Source organism: Shewanella sp. SM23, assembly GCF_025654295.1.
Taxonomy (GTDB): domain Bacteria; phylum Pseudomonadota; class Gammaproteobacteria; order Enterobacterales; family Shewanellaceae; genus Shewanella; species Shewanella oncorhynchi.
In genome coordinates this window covers 409886-424169 of the sequence record NZ_JAKKRM010000001.1, presented here as the reverse complement: position 1 = coordinate 424169, position 14284 = coordinate 409886, and the positions used below count along the sequence as shown (strand labels likewise).

11 protein-coding genes and 10 tRNA genes are annotated in these 14284 nt (G+C 45.0%); 3 read left to right on the top strand and 18 right to left on the bottom strand.

Going from position 1 to position 14284, the window contains the following annotated elements:
- Nucleotides 1-114: 114 nt before the first annotated feature.
- The 3 genes from acs (at nucleotide 115) to L5L98_RS01850 (ending at nucleotide 4365) form a co-directional block, all read left to right on the top strand.
- Nucleotides 115-2067: an acetate--CoA ligase gene (gene acs / locus L5L98_RS01860; protein WP_263138226.1), complete on the top strand. Its 1953-nt coding sequence runs from the start codon at nucleotides 115-117 to the stop codon at nucleotides 2065-2067.
- Between the two features lie 222 nt (nucleotides 2068-2289).
- Nucleotides 2290-4044: a DEAD/DEAH box helicase gene (locus tag L5L98_RS01855; protein ID WP_263138225.1), complete on the top strand. Its 1755-nt coding sequence runs from the start codon at nucleotides 2290-2292 to the stop codon at nucleotides 4042-4044.
- A 60-nt stretch (nucleotides 4045-4104) separates the two neighbouring features.
- Entirely contained in the window at nucleotides 4105-4365 is a 261-nt protein-coding gene (locus tag L5L98_RS01850; RefSeq protein ID WP_028760344.1) for a GrxA family glutaredoxin, read from the top strand.
- Nucleotides 4366-4747: 382 nt separating this feature from the next.
- Here L5L98_RS01850 and L5L98_RS01840 read toward each other — a convergent pair.
- From L5L98_RS01840 to L5L98_RS01755, 18 genes are all read right to left on the bottom strand, one after another.
- A tRNA-Lys gene (locus L5L98_RS01840) sits at nucleotides 4748-4823 on the bottom strand.
- Nucleotides 4824-4863: 40 nt separating this feature from the next.
- Nucleotides 4864-4952: transfer RNA gene (locus L5L98_RS01835), tRNA-Lys, on the bottom strand.
- A gap of 59 nt (nucleotides 4953-5011) precedes the next feature.
- Nucleotides 5012-5087: transfer RNA gene (locus tag L5L98_RS01830), tRNA-Lys, on the bottom strand.
- Nucleotides 5088-5124: 37 nt separating this feature from the next.
- Nucleotides 5125-5215, bottom strand: a tRNA-Lys gene (locus tag L5L98_RS01825).
- A gap of 37 nt (nucleotides 5216-5252) precedes the next feature.
- A tRNA-Lys gene (locus L5L98_RS01820) sits at nucleotides 5253-5328 on the bottom strand.
- 37 nt (nucleotides 5329-5365) lie between these two features.
- Nucleotides 5366-5441 (bottom strand) — tRNA-Lys (locus L5L98_RS01815).
- Nucleotides 5442-5500: 59 nt separating this feature from the next.
- Nucleotides 5501-5576, bottom strand: a tRNA-Lys gene (locus L5L98_RS01810).
- 37 nt (nucleotides 5577-5613) lie between these two features.
- A tRNA-Lys gene (locus L5L98_RS01805) sits at nucleotides 5614-5689 on the bottom strand.
- 37 nt (nucleotides 5690-5726) lie between these two features.
- A tRNA-Lys gene (locus L5L98_RS01800) sits at nucleotides 5727-5816 on the bottom strand.
- 58 nt (nucleotides 5817-5874) lie between these two features.
- A tRNA-Lys gene (locus L5L98_RS01795) sits at nucleotides 5875-5950 on the bottom strand.
- Nucleotides 5951-6092: 142 nt separating this feature from the next.
- The gene (gene ybgF, locus L5L98_RS01790) at nucleotides 6093-6839 is read right to left on the bottom strand and encodes a tol-pal system protein YbgF (RefSeq protein ID WP_028760345.1); all 747 of its coding nucleotides are present in this window, start codon (nucleotides 6837-6839) and stop codon (nucleotides 6093-6095) included.
- A 24-nt stretch (nucleotides 6840-6863) separates the two neighbouring features.
- Nucleotides 6864-7397, bottom strand: coding sequence for a peptidoglycan-associated lipoprotein Pal (gene pal / locus L5L98_RS01785; RefSeq protein ID WP_028760346.1), 534 nt, complete (start codon nucleotides 7395-7397; stop codon nucleotides 6864-6866).
- Nucleotides 7398-7443: 46 nt separating this feature from the next.
- Nucleotides 7444-8772 carry a Tol-Pal system beta propeller repeat protein TolB gene (gene tolB, locus L5L98_RS01780; protein WP_028760347.1) on the bottom strand — a complete coding sequence of 443 codons (1329 nt, stop codon included), beginning with the start codon at nucleotides 8770-8772 and terminating at the stop codon, nucleotides 7444-7446.
- Nucleotides 8773-8781: 9 nt separating this feature from the next.
- Nucleotides 8782-9807, bottom strand: a complete 1026-nt coding sequence (gene tolA / locus L5L98_RS01775; protein WP_263138224.1) for a cell envelope integrity protein TolA — start codon at nucleotides 9805-9807, stop codon at nucleotides 8782-8784.
- The gene (tolR, locus tag L5L98_RS01770; protein WP_028760349.1) at nucleotides 9808-10242 is read right to left on the bottom strand and encodes a protein TolR; all 435 of its coding nucleotides are present in this window, start codon (nucleotides 10240-10242) and stop codon (nucleotides 9808-9810) included. It lies immediately after the preceding gene.
- Complete coding sequence (gene tolQ, locus L5L98_RS01765) at nucleotides 10242-10928, bottom strand: protein TolQ (RefSeq protein ID WP_028760350.1); 687 nt, start codon at nucleotides 10926-10928, stop codon at nucleotides 10242-10244. The genes tolR and tolQ overlap by 1 nt, the downstream gene beginning before the upstream one ends.
- Nucleotides 10918-11319: a tol-pal system-associated acyl-CoA thioesterase gene (gene ybgC / locus L5L98_RS01760; RefSeq protein WP_006081251.1), complete on the bottom strand. Its 402-nt coding sequence runs from the start codon at nucleotides 11317-11319 to the stop codon at nucleotides 10918-10920. The genes tolQ and ybgC overlap by 11 nt, the downstream gene beginning before the upstream one ends.
- A 171-nt stretch (nucleotides 11320-11490) precedes the next feature.
- Nucleotides 11491-13674 (bottom strand): prolyl oligopeptidase family serine peptidase, encoded by a 2184-nt coding sequence (locus L5L98_RS01755; protein WP_168823900.1) that lies wholly within the window; start codon nucleotides 13672-13674, stop codon nucleotides 11491-11493.
- Nucleotides 13675-14284 lie beyond the last annotated feature (610 nt).

Below are 14284 nucleotides of genomic sequence, written 5' to 3'. Positions count from 1 at the left end.
TAATGCAACAGACTAAATATAAAGGAAAATTTAACACTAGACCAAGGTCTAATGGAGTTGCCGCCCCCTTGCATACCATACTCAGTCCACGCAATTTTTCAAAAGGGAAGCCCTATGAGCTCGCAGTCTCTCTACAAAGTCTCCGGCAATATCGCTGCCAATGCACTTGTAAACAACGATAAATATAAAACAATGTACCAAGAGTCGATTGTCAATCCTGAAGGTTTCTGGAGAGAACACGGCAAGCGTATTGATTGGATTAAACCTTATACCAAAATTAAAAAAACCTCTTTTGATGACCATAACTTATCGATCAATTGGTTTTACGATGGCACCCTGAATGCTTCAGCCAACTGTTTAGACCGTCACTTAGCCGAGCACAGTGATCGCGTGGCGATTATTTGGGAAGGCGATAACGCCAGCGAACAACGCAAAATCACCTACGGTGAATTACATGCAGATGTGTGTAAGTTTGCCAACGCACTGCGCAGCCAAGGCGTGCGCCGCGGGGATATAGTCACAATTTACATGCCTATGGTGCCAGAAGCCGCAGTCGCTATGCTTGCCTGTGCCCGTATCGGCGCTGTGCACTCTGTGGTCTTCGGTGGTTTCTCACCGGATTCTATCGCCTCTCGCGTGATTGATGGCAAATCAAAAGTCATCATTACCTCAGATGAAGGTATGCGCGGTGGCCGTGCTATCCCATTGAAACGCAACATCGATGATGCTTTAAAAAACCCTGATGTCACTACCGTTGAAAAAGTTATCGTGCTTAAACGCACGGGTGGCAAAGTGGATTGGGTAGAAGGTCGTGATGTTTGGTGGCATTCACTGATGGAAACCGCATCTGAATACTGTGAACCAGAGGAAATGGACGCCGAAGCGCCGTTATTCCTGCTGTATACCTCAGGTTCAACCGGTAATCCCAAGGGCGTATTGCACACCACTGGTGGCTACATGGTTTATGCGTCTATGACCCATGAGTATGTGTTCGACTACAAAGCGGGAGAAGTGTACTGGTGTACCGCCGATGTGGGTTGGATCACTGGCCACTCTTACATGGTTTACGGCCCACTTGCCAATGGTGCGACTGTGCTTATCCATGAAGGTGTGCCGAATCATCCAAGCCCTGCCCGTTTAGGCGAAATGATTGACCGCCATAAAGTGAACATTCTATATACAGCGCCAACCTTAATTCGCGCATTGATGGCAGAAGGTAAGCAACACTTCGATAAGTTCGATGGTAGCAGCTTGAGGATCATGGGCTCGGTAGGCGAACCTATCAACCCTGAAGCGTGGCGTTGGTACCATGAGGTCATAGGTCATGAACATTGCCCTATCGTCGATACTTGGTGGCAAACTGAAACGGGCGGCATTTTGATCACGCCACTGCCAGGCGCGACCGATACTAAACCTGGCTCAGCTACCCGTCCGTTCTTTGGCGTTCAACCCGCCTTAGTGGATAACATGGGGAATATTTTAGAAGGTGAGAACGAAGGTAACTTAGTGTTACTCGATTCTTGGCCGGGCCAAATGCGTACTGTGTATGGCGACCACGAACGATTTGTACTGACCTACTTTAAAACCTTCCGCGGCATGTATTTTACCGGTGACGGTGCACGCCGTGATGAAGATGGCTACTACTGGATTACTGGCCGCGTCGATGACGTAATCAACGTATCCGGCCACAGATTAGGTACTGCAGAGGTCGAAAGTGCGCTGGTATCACACGAACTGGTCGCCGAGGCAGCAGTAGTTGGCTACCCACATGATATTAAAGGCCAAGGTATTTATGCGTACGTCACGCTAACCCGCGGCACTGAAGAAACCGAAGAGCTACGACAAGAGCTGCGTCAATGGGTTCGTAAAGAAATTGGTGCGCTGGCAACCCCAGATCTCATCCAATGGGCGACGGGCTTACCTAAGACACGTTCGGGCAAGATCATGCGCCGCTTCCTGCGTAAGATTGCCGCTAACGAAGTGACCAACTTAGGGGATGCATCAACCTTGGCCGATCCAGCTGTGATCGAGACCTTGATTGAATCACGCTTGAATCGTACTGAGTAATATCCGAGTGACGAACAACGTCCACAACGCTTAGTCTATGCCCAATAGGCTAAGCGTAACCTGAACCTCCCTTTTTAAACCTCAGGTTAAAAGTGAACCCTGTTGAGAGAGTGTGTGTGATTGCTCCTTTCTCTAGCTTGCCCCTCCAACCAGGGGCATTTTTTTTGCCTGTTATGTTAAGCTTGCAGCCTCACTTTTATTCAGCATAGATTTTTTATCAGCGTGTCAGTCAAACTCAGAGACTATCAACAGCAAGCGGTTAATGCCGCCATCGCCCATTTTAGGCAAAGCCAAGCTTCCGCCGTACTCGTATTACCCACAGGCGCCGGCAAAAGCATAGTGATCGCCGAACTGGCACGCATCGCCAAAGGCAGAGTATTAGTGCTCACCCATGTGAAAGAATTAGTTGCACAAAATGCCGAGAAAGTCGGCCTCCTCACCGCACAAGCCAGTATCTATGCGGCGGGGCTTAATCAAAAAGCCACAGAGGGGAAAACCGTCGTTGCCAGTATTCAATCGGCGGCGCGGGGGTTAACCCAGTTCGATCAGCCGTTCTCGTTAGTCATTATTGATGAATGCCACAGAGTCAGCCTAGAAAAAACCAGCCAATATCAGCAAGTACTCAACCATTTACGCACGAAAAATCCCCAATTAAGATTGCTCGGTCTCACCGCCACACCCTATCGCCTTGGCACTGGCTGGATTTATCAGCAACACTATCACGGCAAAGTGGGGTCTCCCGAACATGCCGTGTTCGAACATTGTGTGTTTGAGCTACCCATCAGGCCGCTCATTAAGCAAGGTTACCTCACAGCGCCAACCCTGTTTGATGGCCTAAGTGCCCAGTACGACTTCAGCCAACTTAAAGCAAACGAGAATGGCGAGTATGCCGAAGCCGAGGTTAACGATTTACTGGGACATTACGGCCGCGCGACCACAGCGATTGTGAAACAACTCATTGAACTGAGCCAACATAGAAAAGGCATTATCATTTTTGCGGCAACGGTGCGCCACGCTAATGAGATTTTTGGCCTACTCAACCAAGCTCACGCTGCGCAGAGCGCCATTATCACGGCACAAACGCACGACAATGAACGTGACGCGACGATTGAACGCTTTAAAGCCCAAGAGCTTAAGTTTTTAGTCAACGTGGCTGTGTTGACGACAGGCTTCGACGCGCCCCATGTGGATTTGATTGCAATTTTGCGCCCTACCGCCTCAGTCAGTCTGTTTCAACAAATGATCGGCCGTGGATTGCGAATCGCTGAAGGCAAAAAAGATTGTCTTATCATCGACTATGCAGCCAATGGTTATGACTTGTATTTCCCCGAGGTCGGCCAAGCGAAACCCAACAGTAAATCGGTACCCGTGCAGGTGCATTGCCCTGTATGCGATTTTGCCAATATATTCTGGGGACTCACGGACGACGATGGCGACATTATCGAACACTTTGGTCGCCGCTGTCAGGGCATAGTCGAACAGCAAGGTAAAAAGCTGCAGTGCGACTTTCGATTTAGATCTAAATCTTGCCCTGATTGTGGCGAAGAGAATGATATCCCCGCGCGCATTTGCCAGCACTGCCAATCGACCCTCATCGATCCCGATAAACGCCTACGCCAAGTGCTCAGCCAGCAGCACCATCATTTATTCCGCTGCCAGCATATGAGCCTCATCGACGATGACGGCAATCTGAAAGTGCAGTACCTCGATATCGACGGCAATGAATTCAATCGCCGCTTTAAATTACAAACGCCGGCCCAGTGGCGAGCCCTATATGCCTTATTCATCTTTCCCCATAGCCGTACACCGGGATTAAAACCGAAAAAATACACTAAGGTGACAGAGTTAATCAGCGACGCGGATAAATTCCGCATGCCCGATCTCTTGCTGCTGAAGAAACATAAAAAAGGCTGGGATCTGCTCGAAAGCTATTTTGATTATCAAGGTCGCTATCAAACTGAAAATAAACGCGGCTGACATTATCAATTCACTTAGGCCTATGGTATAAAACGACTAAAGTAATCCTAAGGAGCTATTATGTTCGTTGTTATTTTTGGCCGTCCAGGCTGTCCTTATTGCGTTCGTGCTGTGCAATTATCTGAGCAACTCGTTGAAAAACGTGATGACTTTAAGTTCAGATATGTCGATATCCATGCAGAAGGCATCTCTAAAGCAGATTTAGAAAAAACTGTCGGTAAGCCAGTTGAAACAGTACCGCAGATTTTTGTTGATGAGAAGCACATAGGTGGCTGCACAGATTTCGAGCAATATGTTCGTGAAAACAATCTGTTAGATTAAGCGCTATAGATATGTGATCCGCTTAATGCAAAAGGAGACCTAAGGTCTCCTTTTTAGTCTTTATCACAACCCAGTGGGATTAGAGCTTTCCATAAGATAGTGCTCGGTACATAAAACTGCCTAGAAAGCCCCCCTGAATCCAGCGCACCGTTGTCATCATCACTGCACATAATGTCAGCTTTAATATAATCACCAAACTCAAGATACGTTTCTTTTTAAAGATGCCGCATTAGTCGAACTTGCTAATGCCAATAATTATGTTAGAAAAATATTTTGCAGTGGAATAAGTAAAACGAAGGTATTAAATTCGGTACTCAGTATTGGAGTTTAACGTGGGACATTCAGGGGGGAAATTCAAGAGAGATACAGCTGAAGAAATAAGTGGTGGGTCGTGAAGGATTCGAACCTTCGACCAATTGGTTAAAAGCCAACTGCTCTACCGACTGAGCTAACGACCCATCGAGGTATAACGCTGATTTATGCACTTTCAGTAAAGTGTAGTGCCGTGGAGGATTAGAACCATTCGACTGATTGGTTAAAAGCCAACTGCCCTAGCTTTATAAAAAAAGCGACTGAGCTAACGACCCATCTAAGTATTGCGATAAAACGATTCACTTATTGTGACATTTATAATGCAGATAATAAGTGGTGGGTCGTGAAGGATTCGAACCTTCGACCAATTGGTTAAAAGCCAACTGCTCTACCGACTGAGCTAACGACCCATCTAGTGTTGCACTGATTTATGCACTTTCAGTAAAGTGGTGTGTCATTAAGGATTAGAACCATTCGACTGATTGGTTAAAAGCCAACTGCCCTCGCTTTATAAAAAAAGCGACTGAGCTAACGACCCATCTGGTGTTGCACTGATTTATACACTTTCAGTAAAGTGGTGGGTCGTGAAGGATTCGAACCTTCGACCAATTGGTTAAAAGCCAACTGCTCTACCGACTGAGCTAACGACCCATCTGGTGTTGCGCTGATTTATACACTTTCAGTAAAGTGGTGGGTCGTGAAGGATTCGAACCTTCGACCAATTGGTTAAAAGCCAACTGCTCTACCGACTGAGCTAACGACCCATCGAGGTATTACGATAAAAATGTTCACTTATTTTGGCATCAACAATGCGAATAATAAGTGGTGGGTCGTGAAGGATTCGAACCTTCGACCAATTGGTTAAAAGCCAACTGCTCTACCGACTGAGCTAACGACCCATCTGGTGTTGCGCTGATTTATGCACTTTCAGTAAAGTGGTGGGTCGTGAAGGATTCGAACCTTCGACCAATTGGTTAAAAGCCAACTGCTCTACCGACTGAGCTAACGACCCATCTGGTGTTGTGCTGATTTATGCACTTTCAGTAAAGTGGTGTGTCATTAAGGATTAGAACCATTCGACTGATTGGTTAAAAGCCAACTGCCCTCGCTTTATAAAAAAGCGACTGAGCTAACGACCCATTGTACTACTGGCTATCTCATTAAATACCACTAACTTATTCTATTCATTAGAGTAAGTGGTGGGTCGTGAAGGATTCGAACCTTCGACCAATTGGTTAAAAGCCAACTGCTCTACCGACTGAGCTAACGACCCATTTACTGGTATTTCACGCCCCGAACGACCTCGCCGCTCTGAGGGCGCCTATAATACCTTTTTCATCTTCTCATGCAAGCGCAAATTCCCAATTTTTTGTCGTTTGCATGAAAAACAGACTAAGAGTATGTTTTTTAGTTAATTACGCTTTAATTGCAGCCAGTTGCTGCTGTGCAATGCGTGCTGCGGCGCTGTTTGCGTAATCTTTGACAACTTGTTGGTAGTATTGCATCGCACCAGCTTTATCACCGGTTTTCTCGGCGATCATGCCAAGCTTCACTAAACTATCGCCACGTTTATTAGAATCACTAAAACGATCAACCACAGTTTTGAAGGCTTGTTTGGCTTCTGCAAATTCGCTCTTATTAAATAATAGCTGTCCTAACCAATAGTTCGCATTCGCGGCATACACAGAGTCTGGGTATTGTTTAATAAAAGCACGGAAGGCAGGAATGGCATCGTCATACTTACGCTCTTTTAAGACTAAGTTAACGGCATTTTCATAACTTGCAGTTTCACTTAAACTACTTGCGGCAGCATTGGTCGATACCACAGAGGGGATTGATGTCGCTGCAGCTGCAGGTGCGGCAGATGCCTTTGAGGATAAATTAGCAAGCTCATCATATAACTGACGCTGACGCTCTTGCATCTGCTCAATCTGATAATTCTGTTGTTCGGTTAAACCGCGTAAATCGAGAACTTCCTGCTGCAGTGTATCAAGACGACGTTGCATCTCGAGCTCACTTTGTTGTCTCGATTTTACAATACGTTCGATACGAGCAAGTCTGTCATCACCCGAACCACCAGCAATATCTTCCACAGGAGCAGGCGCTGCAACTGCAGCGCCCGCACCAAGGAACATTGCCGTAATTAAGACGGCACGTTTCATTGTGTTACTCTCCGAGATTCAATCTTAGTAAACTAAAACTGCACGACGGTTTTTGCCAAAACCTTCATCAGTGCGAGAAAAATCAAGTGGTTTTTCTTCGCCATAGCTGACTACGCTCATTTGGCTTGGCTGTACGCCCATACCTTGTAGGTATTTAGCAACGGCTTTAGCACGACGTTCGCCCAGAGCAATGTTGTACTCAGGAGTGCCACGCTCGTCCGCATGACCTTCAATCAGTACGCGCACACTTGGGTGCTCAACTAAGTAAGTACCATGAGCTTCTAATACAGCGGCGAATTCAGTTTGAACTTCACTGCGGTCGAAATCGAAGTAAATGATGTGTTCTTTTCTCAACTCTTCTAACTGCTGACGTTGCTGCTCTTCAGATGACAACATAGCACCCACACCACCAGTTTGAATGCCACCATTCAGTTCGCTACCTGAACCGTTTGTTGAGCCCATTGCATCAGTTTCTGATTCTGAAGTTGAGCTACATGCACTAATAGCCATAATTGGAAGTGCTACCAACATAGCTTTTAACAACTTATTCAGATCCATTACGTGTTCCTTATAAAATTAAATGTGATTAAATCAAGGTATAACATTAGAGAAACGGAGACCAAGAAGGTGATTTCACCTCGCCTTGACCCACGGGTAATCTCGCTTTAAAGCGTCCATCCGTAGAAACAGCTGCTAATACTTGCTTACCTTGGTGTGTAGTGCCGTATATGACCATAGTACCATTAGGCGCCACACTTGGGGATTCATCCAAGCGTGTAGAGGTTAGCACCTGCATAAAACGCGTATTTAAATCCATACGCGCAATATTAAACTTACCGTTAGTACGGTTAACAAAAATCATACTACGTCCATCTGGAGTAATTGAACCGCCAAGGTTCCATTCACCTTCAAATGTTTCACGACTCACTTTACCTGAACTTAACTCTACGCGATAAATTTGCGGTCTACCACCACGTTCAGAGGTGAAAATCAACGACTTCCCATCAGGATACCATGATGGTTCAGTATCGATAGCATAGTGATTGGTAATACGCTTAATCGCTTTTGTCGCAATATCGATAACATAGATCTCAGGCTGACCATCCTTAGACAGCGTCACAGCCAAAGATTTGCCATCAGGAGAGAAAGCCGGCGCACCGTTAATACCAGGGAAAGAGCTCACTTTAGTGCGCACTTGGGTATAAAGGTCTTGTACGAAAATCTCTGCTTTTTTATTTTCAAAGCTAACATACGCCAAACGACGCCCATCAGGCGACCAAGTAGGTGACATTAATGGCTCAGGTGAGCGCAGTAACATTTGCTCGTTAAAACCATCATAGTCCGCAACCATCAACTGATAAGGGGCTTTTTGAGTATGATTGACCACGACGTAGGAGATCCGCGTTAAGAATGCACCGCGAATACCGGTTAACTTTTCATAGACGATATCGCTAATTCTATGACCATATTGACGAAATTGCGCTGCTGAAATCACAGTTTGGCGACTGTCCATCAAAAATTCTGTAGCACTGACTGAGCCTTTCAATGCTTGGTTTTGTGCTTTAACTAAATCGATTAAATCAAAGCTCACCAAATACTGATCGGTTCCGTAAGGTTTCACAGTACCTAACACCACAGCTTCTGCGCCAACGCTAGACCATGAACTAGGTTGAAACTGAGCCAAAGCACCAATATTGCGCTGAGGTAGTCCGAGCTCGTCTAAAGGTTTAAAGGTACCGCTACGAGCTAAGTCAGACATCACCACATCAGCAATTGCTTGTGGCGGTGCGCCAGGACCTTGCCATACAAAAGGCATCACAGCGATGGGACGCGCTGCGTCAACACCTTCTGTGATCACAATATCCAATGCCGCTTTCGCGGGGGTGGTGCACAGCAGAACTGCCAGTGCTAACCATTTTGCCAATATTTTCATGGTGCTCCTTTAATTAAACGTTGGTTCAACGATTAAGTTAATTTCTTTCATCAAGTTATAAACCGCAGGATCCGGAGACACAGGCAGTTTGCCCGCTTTCAAAATCGCCGCTTTTGCTGCACGACAAACGTTGGGATCACCACCTTTTGTTTGGCTGCTGATCACAAACCCATCATTCGCTAAACGCACAGAGACAGTACAAGTCTTTCCACGCATAGATTCATCCACTACCAAATTACGTTGAATAGTTGATTTTATCATTGCCTGATACTTACCGACTTCACTCTGCATCTGCTTATTCATGGTTTGCGACAGCGCCGCTTGCTCAGCCGCTAATGCATCAGCCATTTCCTGCTCTTGATCGGCAAGGGCTTTAGCATCCGCTTTAGCTTTAGCATCCGCTTTAGCTTTAGCATCCGCTTTAGCTTTGGCATCTGCTTTAGCTTTGGCATCTGCTTTAGCTTTAGCATCTGCCTCCGCTTTAGCTTCCACATCTGCTTTTTGCTTACGGTCAGTTTCAGCTTTCACTGCAGCAGCTTCTTCAACCTTGCGTTTTTCAGCGGCTTTTTGTGCGGCGTCTTCAGCAACCTTACGCTCCTGCTCTTTCAGCTTACGGTCGGCTTCGGCTTTGACCGCCTTTTCCTTTTCCTGCTGCTGTTTCACCTGGGCTAATTTGGTCGCTTCATTGGCTTTTTGAATCTCAATTTCCTGCTGCTTACGTTCTTGCTCTAGCTGTTTAATCTGAGCTTGTTCGCGCTCGCGTGCCTGTTTCGCTTCTTGAACTTTGCGTTCAAGCTCGGCTTGACGTTCTTGCTCACGGCGTTCGGCATCACGCTTTTCTTGCTTAAGTTTCTCAACTTGATTAGCCACTTTTTGCTGATCAACCATAACCGCTTTGATTGCTGGTGCGCTAACTTGTTGCATAGGCTCAGGTTTGTGAGAAAAATCTATTCCTAATGCCAGAATAATTATCACGCCAATATGAATACCCGCTGAAATTGACAGAGGTAATGTTACATCTGACTTATCTGCCACCTATTTCTCCTTGGGTGAATCCGTCATCAAACCGACTGATGGCACGCCAGATTGCTGCAGTGTCACCATCAACTGAATCACTTTATCGTAAGGAATATTTCTATCGGCTTTAACCACAACAGGACGTTCAGGTTCAGTCACGATAAGTGCAGCCACTTCCGTTGCCAATTCTTCCAAATCCATAGGCACATTCGTTGAACCGCCTTTATTGAGGAAGTAATCACCATCACCATCGATTGAAGCAACAATGGGCGGCTTACTGTCATTGGGTAAAACTTCTGCCGCCCCTTGAGGCAGCTCCACTTTGACCCCTTGGGTCACTATGGGTGCTGTTACCATAAAAATAATTAACAGCACGAGCATGACGTCGATATAAGGCACCACGTTGATTTCAGCAACGGGGCGACGACGTTTGCGCTGATAAGCTGGTTGCATTATGCCCCTTCCTTCTCACTGTATGCTTGGCGATGCAAAATGCTGGAGAACTCTTCCATAAAGTTTGCGTAAGCCATTTCTAATTTATCGACTTGAGTCGAGAAACGGTTGTACGCAATTACCGCTGGAATTGCAGCAAATAAACCCATAGCCGTTGCAATCAAGGCTTCAGCAATACCTGGTGCAACCATAGCTAAAGTGGCATTTTCCATCGAACCAATAGCGATAAAAGAATTCATGATCCCCCATACAGTACCAAATAAACCGATATAAGGGCTAGTCGAACCAATCGTTGCTAATAACGGCAAGTTAGCTTCTAACTTTTCCATTTCGCGAGACAAGGTCACACGCATAGCTCGCGATGTACCATCCATGACGGCATCGGGCACTTTGCTATTTAATTTATTCAGGCGTGAATATTCCTTAAAGCCAGTCACAAATAATGACTCTAAACCGCTATTATCTGGACGAGATGATAATTCTTTATACAAACGGTTTAAATCAACACCTGACCAAAATTTGTCTTCAAACTTCGCCGATTTACTTTTTGCGGATGTCAGTAAGCTACGGCGTTGTAAAATCACAGTCCAAGACATCACCGACAAGCAAAGTAAAGTGAACATAACAAATTTCACTAATAAACTGGCTTGTAAAAATAACCCAACAATCGACATATCAGCTTGCACTGTCAAACTCCTGCACAATATTTAAGGGAATAGCTCGGGGACGCATACGTGATAGCGCAACACAAACAACCAGCACTGTGCCTTCACAATAACAGTCTCCCTGTTTATCGACCAAGCGTTGATGAAAGATCAACGAGGCCTTTTTCAACTCTATGACCTTAGTTTCAACAATAAGGTTCTGTTCAAAACGTGCTGCTTTGCGAAAATCGAGTTCCGCACGCTTTACGACAAAAGCGGTGTCGTCGGCTAATAACGCAGTCTGACTCACGCCAAGGGCTTTTAGCCACTCGGTTCGCGCGCGCTCAAAAAAGTTGAGGTAGTTCGAATGATAGACAACGCCACCAGCGTCGGTGTCTTCGTAATAGACTGAAATTGGCCAATGAAACATCATTTGAAAATAAGCAAATTTTGGTTGAAAAATTGACGCTTACTATACCTAGGGAAACAAGACTTGTGAATGACCCGATGAAGATATAGATAGGAATAGCGCGGGTTTCAGATGAATAGGGGCAATTGTAAAAGAGAATGGGGTCAAACGACCCCATTTTATTAACATAGTTAGTTATTTTGCGATAGCTTGTGGCAAGGTTAAGCCAAAACTCTGCCACAAGAAACTGTAGATGTCGGCAAATTCGTCGATCTTCATCGCCGTGGGCTTACCCGCTCCATGACCAGCATTTGACTCGATACGCATAATGACTGGTTTATTGCCCTGCTGTTTCTCCTGCAGCATGGCCGCAAACTTGAAACTGTGTAATGGCACAACACGATCATCATGATCCGCTGTCATTACCATAGTCGCAGGATAAGCTTGCGCTTTTACATTGTGATAGGGCGAATAAGCCAATAGCGCAGGGAATTGCTCTGCTTTATCAGCACTGCCGTATTCACTCGTCCAAGCCCAACCAATAGTGAACTTGTGAAAACGCAGCATATCCAACACGCCCACCGCAGGTAATACGGCAGCAAAAAGTTCAGGACGTTGAGTCACAGCAGCGCCCATCAACAGACCACCATTACTGCGGCCATAGGCACCGAGTTTAGAGCTGTTGGTGTATTTTTCGCTTACCAGATATTCAGCAGCAGCAAAATAGTCATCAAACACATTTTGCTTTTTATCGAACATCCCCGCTTGATGCCAGCTTTCGCCATACTCAGCACCGCCACGTAAACTCGGCACAGCATAAATGCCCCCCATGTCTAACCAAGCGATATTGGCAGGGCTAAAACGTGGTGTCATCGAAATGGCAAAACCACCATAGGCATAAAGTAATGTCGGATTTTGACCGTTTTTCACTAAGCCCTTTTTATAGGAGAGCATCATAGGCACACGCGTACCGTCTTTGCTGCTATAGAAAACCTGTTCAGAAACATAGTCATCGGGATTAAACGAGACTTTGGGTTTAGCAATGACGGTTGAACCGCCAGTTTTAAAATCAAACTTATAGGTGGTTTCAGGCTGAATATAACTATTGAACACATAATAGAAATAATCTTTGCTGGCTTTACCAAAAGGCCCTGCCACATTGCCAAGACCAGGCAATGCCACATCTTGACGCTTCTGACCACCCATACTGTAAATCGATAATTGACCTAACACATCATGTAAATAACTCACCACTAAATGGTCATTAATAATGGCGACATTATTAATCGGATCTTTAGACTCAGGAATAATCGTTTGCCATTGCGATTTATCACTATTGCGGGTATCAATCGCAATCACTTTACCATTAGGCGCCTCTAAGTCGGTTTTGAAATAAAACACTGAACCATCATTACCGAGAAATTCATATTCAGCTTCTAATTTGAGGATCAATTCCACCACTTGGGATTTAGGCTCAAATAACGATTTATAGAAGAAACGATTACGCTTATCCGTACCTTGAGAAATCGACAGTAATAAGTATTCACCTTTCTCAGAGACATCAATACCAAAGCCCCAATCTTTATTCTGTGGACGCTCATAAATCAATAGATCTTGATGTTGGTCTGTACCTAATTTGTGGTAATACACTTTTTGGTTAAAATTAACGTCAGCTAAGACATCCCCCCCTGCTGGGGCATCATAACGGGCGTAGAACACACCTTGATTTTCTTTATCCCACACTGCGCTAGAAAATTTAATCCATTTCAGTTCATCGGCCAGTTTCTTACCGGTTGCGATATCAACGAACTGCCATTGCTGCCAATCTGAGCCAGAATTTGAAACACCATAAGCTAAAATTTTACCGTCATTACTCACAGCAACGCCGGATAAGGCAACAGTACCATCCGCAGACAGTTTATTTGGGTCAAGAACAGGCTTTTCAACACCATCTAAACCTTTAACGTACAAAACCGATTGCGCCTGTAGGCCATCATTACGGTAGTAAAATTGATTGTCGCCGTTTTCAAACGGAGCAGAGACTTTTTCGTAATTCCAAAGTTCTGTAATACGTTCGACCACAGCTTGTTTATTGGGGATCTTAGCGAGGTAGGCTTGACCAAAGTCTTGTTGTTCTTTTACCCACTCTTCAGTTTCAGGCGTATTGGCCTCCAGATGACGATAAGGGTCGGCCACTGCGACACCATGAATGGTTTCGACGAGGTCATCTTTTTCAGTAACAGGGTAAACGAGTTTAGTTGCGCTTGCCTGCTCAGTCGAATTTTGCTCAGGTGCATTGCCACTTTGGCAGGCACCGAGTGCCATCCCCAATGTGGCCACTAACAAACCTTGCTTTGCAAGGCGAAATCTTAATGCCATCGTGTTGTCGTCCTTCTTATGGTTTCGGGCTTAAGGCCTTTTCAGCAAGTACTATACAAGCAAAAAAAATCATGGCAATGGCGTAACTTAATATGAAGTTTTTTAAGCTGTATCGTGAATTTAACAAAATAGCAGCAAGGATAAACTTATTGAAGTGTATTATTATGCATTAATAGTGAGTTATAAGTTATTAATCAAGGTAAATAGTGACTTAAGTGATATAAATCACCTTTGTAGCCATTAGAATTACTAATGTTTATGGGCAATTTTTCTCGTTTGTTTTACAACGGGTTTCCCAATAGAATGTGCTTGTTTTCAGGAGATAACTGCTTGCAGATATCGAAAACAAAGAACTTTTAAACTGGTGTGTTCCCAACACTTCAGTTTCTTTTCTGGTTCTTATGCTTGACTTCCTTCCTTCAATTTGTTGATTGCAAATGCATTATTTTTGCGGCCCGCTTAGTTTAAGCGGGCTTTTTTTTAGCATTTCAAACACAATCCTGATTATTGCAACGGCCAAGTTTTATACTTCATCTATATTACTCGTACTTATCCCACTCTCGCTTTCTGCAGTACTTGTTGAGGTGGATATGTCATCACTACAAATTAA